The sequence below is a fragment of the Candidatus Methylomirabilota bacterium genome (assembly GCA_027293415.1).
Taxonomy (GTDB): Bacteria; Methylomirabilota; Methylomirabilia; order Methylomirabilales; family CSP1-5; genus CSP1-5.
Genome location: JAPUFX010000135.1, coordinates 41,685 through 49,012 on the forward strand (window position 1 = coordinate 41,685; position 7,328 = coordinate 49,012).

At 55.4% G+C, this 7,328-nt stretch carries 7 protein-coding genes; all 7 read right to left on the bottom strand.

From position 1 onward, the window contains the following. Window positions 1-195: 195 nt before the first annotated feature. The 7 genes from O6929_10040 to O6929_10070 all read right to left on the bottom strand — a co-directional run bounded on the left by O6929_10040 (window position 196) and on the right by O6929_10070 (window position 6,635). A complete protein-coding gene (locus tag O6929_10040; GenBank protein ID MCZ6480726.1) occupies window positions 196-1,227 on the bottom strand; it encodes an AI-2E family transporter in 1,032 nt (343 codons plus the stop codon). Window positions 1,228-1,537: 310 nt separating this feature from the next. After that, window positions 1,538-2,227, bottom strand: coding sequence for a protein-L-isoaspartate(D-aspartate) O-methyltransferase (locus O6929_10045; protein MCZ6480727.1), 690 nt, complete (start codon window positions 2,225-2,227; stop codon window positions 1,538-1,540). Between the two features lie 128 nt (window positions 2,228-2,355). Further along, the gene (locus O6929_10050; GenBank protein MCZ6480728.1) at window positions 2,356-2,709 is read right to left on the bottom strand and encodes a hypothetical protein; all 354 of its coding nucleotides are present in this window, start codon (window positions 2,707-2,709) and stop codon (window positions 2,356-2,358) included. Further along, complete coding sequence (locus O6929_10055; protein MCZ6480729.1) at window positions 2,709-3,188, bottom strand: polymer-forming cytoskeletal protein; 480 nt, start codon at window positions 3,186-3,188, stop codon at window positions 2,709-2,711. Before O6929_10055 ends, O6929_10050 begins: the two co-directional genes overlap by 1 nt. Window positions 3,189-3,454: 266 nt before the next feature. Then, window positions 3,455-4,282 carry a metal-dependent hydrolase gene (locus O6929_10060; protein MCZ6480730.1) on the bottom strand — a complete coding sequence of 276 codons (828 nt, stop codon included), beginning with the start codon at window positions 4,280-4,282 and terminating at the stop codon, window positions 3,455-3,457. Window positions 4,283-4,924: 642 nt separating this feature from the next. After that, window positions 4,925-6,286, bottom strand: coding sequence for a hypothetical protein (locus O6929_10065; protein ID MCZ6480731.1), 1,362 nt, complete (start codon window positions 6,284-6,286; stop codon window positions 4,925-4,927). A 28-nt stretch (window positions 6,287-6,314) separates the two neighbouring features. Beyond that, entirely contained in the window at window positions 6,315-6,635 is a 321-nt protein-coding gene (locus O6929_10070; protein ID MCZ6480732.1) for a hypothetical protein, read from the bottom strand. Window positions 6,636-7,328: the final 693 nt, after the last annotated feature.

Genomic DNA, 7,328 nt, shown 5'->3' on the forward strand with positions numbered 1-7,328 from the left:
AGAGCCTGGCAGCAGGCCGATGCCCGTCTGGGCCTTGACGGAGGGTACCTAATAGACGTGCATTTCGTCAACAGGCAATGCTCATCCGAGATATCATCTTCTTCTTACTGGACACCTGGGTCGATGGCGTGCGATTTCTCCACTGGCGCCCACCTGGGTTTGTGGAGGTGAGGCGAGGGGACGGAAGCGAGGTCGTCAACCGTCCTGTGCCGGTGTGGGAGCTAACAGCACGGCCACCCACCGAAAGTTCTCGCTGTTTTCCAAGAGAATTTTGACGACCATGGTCAAGGGAACCGAGAGCAGCATCCCTACGGGCCCCCAAACCCAGCCCCAAAAGACCAACGAGAGAAAGATCACCAGCGTTGAGAGGCCAAGTTTGCGTCCCATGAAATAGGGTTCAACGAAGGTTCCCAAGACCATGTTCACCGCCAGATAACCGAGCCCTACCAGGGCCGCCGCACCGGGCCCGAGCTGGACGAGGGCCAGCAACAGCGTCGGGACAGCAGCTAAAATCGAGCCCAGGTTTGGAATGTAGTTGAAGAGGAAGGCGAGGAATCCCCACAGAATCGGAAAGTCGACACCAAGGATGGCCACCCAGACACCGATCAAGATGCCCGTGGCCAAACTGATAAGGGTCTTGATCCCAAGATAACGCTGCACATCCACGACAATCTTGGTAAAAGTGTCGGAATCACTATCCTGGCTGCCGAACACGAGACGGAGTTTTTGCGGAAATTGCGTAATCTCAAAGAGGATAAAGATCGTGGTAATGATAACCAGGATGAAGTTTGACAGCACCGAAGCCAGACTGTTGAACATCTGACCAACGAAAGCCATCGCCCTACCAGGGTTAATGACGTCACGTGCTATCTCAGGAGAGACTTCGATCCCCTTGCTTTGCAACCAAGCAAGCAGTGCGGCATTCATCTGCTGAAGGCGGTCTGCATATTTCGGGGCTTCCCGGGTGAAGCTCTCCACCGAGCCACCCACGATGAGCACGATGGTCCCTAGGCATACGATGTTGGCCAGTACCGTCAGCAAAACAGCCAGGGTCGTGGGGATCCGCTTGTCCTGCAGCCAAAGCAGCAGCGGCAGGCTCAGAATGGCTAATAATAAGGAGAGCGCGAAGGGAAGCGCTATTGGGGCTGCGGCCCGCAGACCTGCTATGACCACGACGAGGGAGGCTGCAATCAACAGGAACCTGAAACCTTGTGCTGTGTTACCCACGGTGTTTCATCTCCGTTGTGGAAATGACGGCCTCGTCTAGCTCTATGGATATGGCGGTCGGTCTGCTCGACGTGAAATATATATTCTCCCCCGGACTTTGCGGTAAGGAAAACCTCCTGGGAATCCAAGCGGCTCCCTCATTATGAGGAAGAATTCGATCCCTGCAACCGAAATCGGATGGCTCGGAGATAAGGCGGATGGTCCGCCTGCTAGCGAGCAGGTCAAAGAAAGCAGCACGCCCTCCCGGACGGCGTTCCGCCCGGAAAGGCGGCCGACTACTTGGTGCGTCGTGGATTGTGCCGGATGCGGGCTAGGGACCCTCTTGACCGGTCGGGGGTTCCGGCCTCCAACCGCCTTGGCCGATCAAGGGGACAAAAACACAGGCCACCCCCCGTTTCACTCTAGGTCCCCCCTCTTCCTTGGCAACGATCGTGAGCTCCTGCATCCAATGGTCGCCGATGGGGGCCACTAAGATTCCTCCCCAGGCAAGTTGTTCCATCAATGCAGGGGGGATAGCGGGAGCGCCGGCGGTAATGAGGATCCGATCAAAGGGGGCCTCCTCGGGCAGCCCCAGGGTCCCGTCTCCAAGTCTCACGTGGACATTGTCGAAGCCCAGGGTATGAAGGATAATCCTCGCTCTCTCGACCAGGGGTTCGATCCGCTCGACGGTATAGACCTCCTTAGCGAGCCACCCGAGTATAGCCGCCTGGTAGCCCGAACCTGTCCCGATCTCCAGGATCTTCTCGCCCACCCGAAGATTGAGGGCCTGCGTCATCACGGCCACCATGAATGGTTGTGAGATGGTCTGGCCTTCTCCAATGGGGACCGCACAATTGTCATAGGCCTCATAACGCCAAGGCTCGGGGATGAAGAGATGGCGAGGGATCTGCTCCATCGCCGTTAACACCAGCGGGTCAGTGATCCCCTCAGCCTTGAGCTGCTGCTCCACCATTCCCTTGCGGGTTTGGACAAAGGGATCGTCCTTGACAGAAACTACCATGAAAGGCCTCCGAGGTCCGTGTTCGTCTCCTCGCTCTGTGACGCAGGAGGGGGAAACGAGAGGCGAGGAGGAACACCAATCCTCCACTAAGAATATAGTAACGCGAGGGTCGAATGTCACCCCACCTGTCAGACGGCGGACTTCTGGGGGGCAAAGACCTCCACCCGCACGGTGAAGGTTCGGCTTGCTGCGGGGGGGAGGGCCCCGGCGCCCATCACGTGGCGGGAGATCATCTCCCCTTGGTCGTCGTGGATCTGGACGACGATGGCATATTCCCACGGCTCACCAGTACCCGGATGCTGGATGGTGCCCTCAACGTGCAGTGGGCAAAAGGTGGGGGCGACCGGACGATCGGTTCTGACCGCGTTGAAGTGCAGGTGGCGGTGGCAGGCAGGACATATCGGTGCACTGCTGAGGATCTTCGCCTCACAGTGGGGGCAGGTCCGGGTCTCCCCGGGCGGGGAGCGCCATGTTGCGGTCATCACCCGGCCTCGCCTTCCTCGCTGATGCCATACTGGCTCGGTCCTCGCTCATCCCACCCGAATTCGACCTTTCCCCGCATGCGCGACCCCGCTGCCACCGTCAAGGACCCGGCTTGGAGATCTCCGATCAGCGTCCCGGACTGCATGAGCTGCACCTGGGATGACGCGTGGATGTTCCCGTGGATCTCCCCTCCCACGCGGACGGTGTCGGCCTGCAGCTCTCCGGAGATGTGAGCGCCAGGCTCGATGTTCAAATCACCATCCACCTGAACGGTTCCCTCGAAGCGGCCGGCAAGCCGTAAATGGCCTGCTCCCTGGATTTTCCCCTCGAAGGTCAGCCCGGCACCAATGAAGGATTCCGTTGACTGCGAGCGTTCCTCCACGCGGTAGCGGAGCTCGGGACGCGACGGGGTCTCCTCGGACTGGTCGGTCTCCACCGAAAGTTGTTCTTTCCGCGGGTATTCCTTCCAAAGTGCCATAGCGAGATCCTCCTCAGCCCCGTTGGTATCGATAAGGGATTTCGTTTCTGATTCACGGCGAAGTCTATCGGTGAGCACAAGACAAGGCAGACTCCATGCCAAATCAGGGAAGGCCCAGAGCCCATGGTGGCAATGGCCCTAATTTCACATGTTTTCCTTGCAACATCCTCGGGCGGGTTTAGAGATGCACAGTCTTTCTAACCAGCTGAAAGGTAAGGCTTACATAGTAGGAATGTAAGGATTACATCGCCCGCGAGGGACCGACGTCAAAACGTCCGTGTTTCTCCCGGCCTCATGACGATGACCCGCGTTGAGGAGCCCGCGAGTGCTTCTTTGAATGCAGTAGGTGTTCCCTTGAGGAGTTTGGTGGTTCCGTAATGCATGGGAATGACTGTTTTTGTTTTCAGGAGATTTCGGACTGCGTATGCGGCGTCGGCCGGATCCATGGTGAAATGCCCCCCGATGGGAAGTAGGGCCAGATCCGGCCTGTAATACTCGCCGATGAATTTCATGTCGGCGAAGATGCCGGTGTCGCCTGCATGGTAGATCTTGAAGCCATTCTCTAGCTCGATGATGTAACCGCAGGGCTCTCCCCCCGGGTACATCGTTATTTTTTTGGTGGCGGGGTCCACGTGACGGATTTCCGAGCTGTGCTCGGCCCGCACCATGGTGATCTTGATCCCGGGGCCGAGCGGCGAGACCGGTCCGCCTTTGTTGAATCGAAGCAGTTGTGTATACGGTACCCAGCCGAGGGACGCAAAGGTGTGTCCCATGTCGGCATTCATGCCCACCCTGGCTCCCTTCATCTTTGCGATCGCAGCCGTATCGCCCACATGGTCACCGTGCCCGTGGGTGACGAGGATAAGGTCCACCTTGTCAAGCTTGTTTAGGTCCTTGAGTGCTTGGGGTGTCTTCGGATTCTTGGTAATGAAAGGGTCCACGAGGATCACCTTGCCGCCTGGCGAAGTGATCTTGTAGGCAGCGTGTCCGAACCACTGTAATTCGAACGCCTGGGCAAGTGTGGCACCCGTCGCAAGCACCAGCAGCACAGCGGTCAGCGCACCTGTCATAATGTGCATCCGATATGTTCGCATCACAAGTTTCCTCCGCATTAGGGGGTGGCCGGTTGCCGTTCTCGTGAGGGAAAGTGACCCTCGCACGAAGGACGTCCGGGAATACCATTACATGTGAGGCAGCAGGATGCTGAGAAAGGAGGAAGAATTTCTAGAGTGAATGGATTCTTTTGACTTCCTCAAGCGCCTCGTTGAATGTTATCAAGGGGACGATTGTAATTGTGTTGAAGGATGCGATCTTTGCGGCGAGACAAAATTGTTGGATTAAATGAGGGTTTTCGGCATCAACGATCCAGATAAATGTGTGTTCGAGCGCTGAATGGTATTGGCCAAGAATTGTGTTGATTTTGTACTTTTTTGTCAGTGAATCGACGTTGGATGCTGTGAGTTGTAAAAAACCTTTCGCCGTATTGATGTTATTCAACGGACACGACTCAGTTGTATGACTTGCATATATACCAAAGAGTGCCATGTTTTATATCTCCTCCTTCCGGCCCTTACGTGTTGTTTTGCTCCTGATCACCGGCCACAATTGTGGAAGCGCTAACAGGTCTTCCATTTCTCATACCACACGCACCTATGCAAAGCAAGGAGTCTCGGGTTGAACGGAAGGGGGAGAGTACTGGAGTCGAGGTAGCTGATGAGAGGGCGACAGTGCGGTGCCTACTTGTGTTTTCTCTGCGTTGCCAACCAATAAGCCAATCGGTGGGGAGCATCCGTCATGATTCCAATTTCACCAGGCTCCCCAGACCTCCCCATACGTTCTCGGTCTTTTGCCACACCCAGTGAACCTCTGAAGTGATCATCGCCGTTTGCTGTCCAAAAGACCAGAATTTGGGATTTTTTCTGAATAGCTTTTTCGTCCCTTTTGGAAACATCTTTAAATAACCATTCGATGAGTGGCCATTTGAGGCTCCCATCAATTTTGGTGAGGTTGAACGACAGGGCAGTTGGATGTTTCTTGGCGCGAGCGAGAATGTCCCTGGCCTTGTCCACCTCCGTCCATTCTAATGTCCAGGAAAGCTGAGACGTTGCAAAATACGGTGATGATTGAAACGCTTCCGACCTGCTAAGAAATTTGCCTGACCTATCATCAGATGCGGCAATGCTGACGATCACGCTGCTGCCCCGGCGTAAGAGCAAATGAGCAAACCGGGTGATGTTTTTCAGCACCTGCTTTACGTTGTTCGTAGAAAGCCATGTGAGCTTCGGATCAACATAGACGAACGGCACCGAATACGTCTGGAGTTCTTCAAAAATATCTTTGAGTGGTGAAAATTCTGCAGGTATCGAGTCTATGTCGCACGTCTGGTTCAGCAGCGGGGGATGGTAGACCATCAATCTATTCAGGAGCGGGATTCGAGATTGCTCACCATTGGTTGTCCAGGAGTATTGATAGGGAACCGTGATATCGAACTCGATGCCACTGGCGCCAAAGTACCAGGCGCGGGATAGCGCTTTTGGCCTATTGTCTAGCCCGGCGAAACCAAGGCCACGGTGGCCAATGATACACACGCTCGACAGTTCGGTGTCGGACACGGCTCCTACCCACTGAAGCACATATTTCTTGGTTTTGCGTTTTTTCTTGAGTTGGAGGACAAGGCGCTTTTTGCCAGGCTTCTTGCCGCGTGTGTGGTGAGGAGGCACCAGGCGAAGCGTTGCTTGCAGGCGCGTCAGATTCCTGTCTGCCCTATGAAGATTACCATTGAGAAGAACGGGTTTCCCCCGACGGGTCTTATCAGCGGGGCTCTTGAAGAAAAGCACACCTTCGTATTCCCCGTCGGCGATAAATCCCGCGAGCGTGCCATGGGGCTTATCCTTGCCCGGACGCGGGAGGCGGGGTGTAAAAGCGACTGAGATTATTTCCTGACCGAATTCGTCACGGGAAATCCATCGTCCGACGTAGCTGTGCCACGCCGCAAATATTTCGTTGTCATTCTTACGATTGGCATAGGTTGTCGGCAGACGCAGGGCGCCGTGGTTCTTTTTTGTTGTGGTGTTCTTTGGAATTCTCTGGTGGGGCATTTTCACCTCCGCCTGTCATGGCGTGCGATTAGTCCGCACCGGTCAATTCAAGCCACCGACCCGCGTGGCAGTAGTGGACCACCGACGCCTTCTCTAGGAAGGCATCGTCGATACCCTGATGATCAATTCTGGGGGGTTCAGGAACCCCGTAGGCCCTATAGTGTTCAATGATAAACTGCTTCCCGACAATCCCGATGCGCCGAGAATATCCAAGCTTCCTACCGCCGATGCCTTGCAGAAAGATCCGATCTGATTGTCTGGATATTTCAGTAATGCTGGTCGGGGAAGTATTCCCAAACACGAGAATAGAGGAATGACCATCTCTTGAGCAAAGAACCGCCCAATCCATCTGACCCTTTCTTCGAAGCTCTCCCCGCACAACATTGTGAGGTTGTGGATCTGCGAAGCTTTGTGGGATAGTGCAGCCTTGATCTTGCAACGCCCGAAGAATCTGAGTCGGGAGTTGAGCAAATGCACTGGGCTGCAGGTGAATGATGCGTGATTCCCTCGATCTTCCTCCGTCTGTTTGCTCCTCGGCTGAGACAGTATTAATTGCTGCAACGACCATTAGCGTGATGACTAACGTTGCTCGGTGCATCGGCAGGGGGGTAGGAAAGATCTGGGGGTGTGGTTCCGTCTGACGATGATGTAGTAGAGCAGCCATGGTGGGGCTTAGGTGTAGTGCCGCACCAACTATTTTTCACTAGCATTCCGCGCTGGTGCGGCACTTCCGCTAGGGGGGCAGGCCCCCCTTCGGCGCTCGGCGTTCGCCTCGCTGAGCACCCCCCAGGCGTAGGGAGCCTCTCCCCTACAACCCCTCAGTGCCCCTGGCGGAACCCTGGGTTGCTTAGGAGGAGTTAGTTGGAGGGGCACTAGTACATCAGTCTAACAGCAACCCCTTGGAATTGAAATGATGCCCAACGAGTTTTGCTGGATTCGTTCCCTAGAAGACGAGCTGCTCCGTGGCGTCATACTTGGAATACTGAACATTATAAACCAGGGTGGTGAGTGTGCCAGTGACTTCGGTACTCACCCCCGTCCA

Coding starts and splice junctions, on each gene's coding strand:
- O6929_10070 (MCZ6480732.1), bottom strand. CDS start 6,635: ATGGATTGGGCGGTTCTTTGCTCAAGAGATGGTCATTCCTCTATTCTC.
- O6929_10045 (MCZ6480727.1), bottom strand. CDS start 2,227: ATGGTAGTTTCTGTCAAGGACGATCCCTTTGTCCAAACCCGCAAGGGA.
- O6929_10050 (MCZ6480728.1), bottom strand. CDS start 2,709: ATGACCGCAACATGGCGCTCCCCGCCCGGGGAGACCCGGACCTGCCCC.
- O6929_10060 (MCZ6480730.1), bottom strand. CDS start 4,282: ATGCGAACATATCGGATGCACATTATGACAGGTGCGCTGACCGCTGTG.
- O6929_10065 (MCZ6480731.1), bottom strand. CDS start 6,286: ATGCCCCACCAGAGAATTCCAAAGAACACCACAACAAAAAAGAACCAC.
- O6929_10055 (MCZ6480729.1), bottom strand. CDS start 3,188: ATGGCACTTTGGAAGGAATACCCGCGGAAAGAACAACTTTCGGTGGAG.